General features: G+C 66.1%; 3 protein-coding genes. 2 read left to right on the top strand and 1 reads right to left on the bottom strand.

Annotation, left to right across the window (positions count from 1 at the left end; translation table 11 throughout):
• Window positions 1-110 precede the first annotated feature (110 nt).
• Together FNJ47_RS45995 and FNJ47_RS45990 are read left to right on the top strand one after the other, a co-directional pair.
• Complete coding sequence (locus FNJ47_RS45995) at window positions 111-473, top strand: ABC transporter ATP-binding protein C-terminal domain-containing protein (RefSeq protein ID WP_236000580.1); 363 nt, start codon at window positions 111-113, stop codon at window positions 471-473.
• Window positions 454-1,197, top strand: coding sequence for an ATP-binding cassette domain-containing protein (locus FNJ47_RS45990; RefSeq protein WP_163163397.1), 744 nt, complete (start codon window positions 454-456; stop codon window positions 1,195-1,197). Before FNJ47_RS45995 ends, FNJ47_RS45990 begins: the two co-directional genes overlap by 20 nt.
• 62 nt (window positions 1,198-1,259) lie before the next feature.
• On the opposite strand, the gene FNJ47_RS45985 is transcribed toward FNJ47_RS45990, so the two are convergent.
• On the bottom strand, window positions 1,260-1,548 hold a 289-nt coding region (locus FNJ47_RS45985), incomplete at its 5' end, for a G1 family glutamic endopeptidase (protein WP_163163395.1).

Below are 1,548 nucleotides of genomic sequence, written 5' to 3'. Positions count from 1 at the left end.
GCAGCCAGTCGACCGGGCTGTTCGCCTCCTCGACCACGACATCGACGTCGACCGGCAGCAGCACCAGCGCCGGATCGGGCTCTGCCACCCAGCAGATTTCGCCGCAGACCATGAGCGCGCTGCTCGGCGTCGTCGGCCTCGAGGCGCTTGCCGATGTGCGCGCCGATCGGCTGCAGCACAGCGAGCTGCGCTTCATCGAGATCGCACGCGCCTTGATGCTCGATCCGGATTTCCTGCTGCTCGACGAGCCCGCCGCTGGCCTCTCCAATGACGAGATCGAGCGGCTCGCCAGCCTGATCAAGGCGGTCTGCGGCCGCGGCACGGGTGTGTTGCTGGTTGAGCATCATGCCGATCTGATCTTCGACATCTGCCACCAGGTCACCGTGCTCAATCTCGGCCGCACGCTGGCGGCGGGAACACCGGCGGAGATCCGTGTCCACAAGGAGGTCGTCAGTGCTTACCTCGGCGGCTGAACCTCTGCTCAAAGTGAGCGCGCTGGAGTCCGGCTACGGCAAGATCCGCGTGCTGCACGGCATCGACATCACGATCGCTGCGGGCGAAGTGGTCGCGCTGCTCGGCCCCAACGGCGCCGGCAAGACCACGCTGCTGTGCGCGATGTCGGGATTGTTGCCCGTCAATGCCGGGCAGGTCCGGTTCGGCGGCCGCGACATGACCAACGCCACGCCGCGCGATGCCGCGCGTGCCGGGCTCGTGCACGTGATCGAGGGACATCGCGTGTTCACGCAGATTTCCGTCACCGACAATCTGCTGCTTGCCGGCTACGACCTGCCACGGGCTGAACGCGCCGTGCGCATCGACGAAGCGCTGTCGTTCTTCCCGGAGATCGCCGAGAAGCGTCACGAGCGCGGCGGCGCACTCTCGGGCGGGCAGCAGCAGATGCTGACGGTGGCCCAGGGGCTGGTCCGCCGCCCGCGGCTCCTGATGCTCGACGAGCCCTCGGCGGGACTGTCGCCGGTGCTGGTCGATCGCGTCCTCAACGTCATCGGCCGGCTGCGCGAGCAGGGAACCTCGGTGCTGCTGGTGGAACAGCTGCTCGAGAAAGCACTGGCGTGTGCCGATCGTGTCTACGCGCTGGTGCAGGGCGCGATCGCGCTTCAAGCGTCGACCGGAGAAAGCGACCTCGCGCACCGGCTCGAGCGCGCCTATTTCGGCCATGAAAGCCACGCGCTCGCGTAGCGCAATCGTTCCAGTTTCTTCGGAGCCGAGTGCCACTTTGGCCAGCGTCGACCGAACGCTGGCTAGCGGAAGTAGGTCAGGAACTCCGTCGGATCGATCGCTTTCGTAATGGAGGGCTTCTCGGTCCTTTCCGGGGTCTCCTTCTTCACGACGTACATGTCGATGAGTTTCGCGCCGGAGAGATTGCGCTCCACCGTCGCTCCCGTATCCATGTTGATTGCCGACGCGCCGCAATCGTGGAAGACCACCGTACCGTAGTCCGGGAGCTGCAGCGGGGTTGGATTTCCTGGGGCGGCCGACCTCTCCATCACCCATTCCGCGGTTGCGCCGGGAATGTTGAAGGGTTGGTCG

It is taken from the genome of Bradyrhizobium uaiense (assembly GCF_010811875.1).
Taxonomy (GTDB): Bacteria; Pseudomonadota; Alphaproteobacteria; order Rhizobiales; family Xanthobacteraceae; genus Bradyrhizobium; species Bradyrhizobium uaiense.
Note: the sequence above shows the minus strand (reverse complement) of the source record. Positions and strands in the feature narration are given on the sequence as shown.

Excerpts from the sequence above, each read along its gene's own strand:
- FNJ47_RS45995 (WP_236000580.1), top strand. The coding sequence starts at position 111 with ATGAGCGCGCTGCTCGGCGTCGTCGGCCTCGAGGCGCTTGCCGATGTG.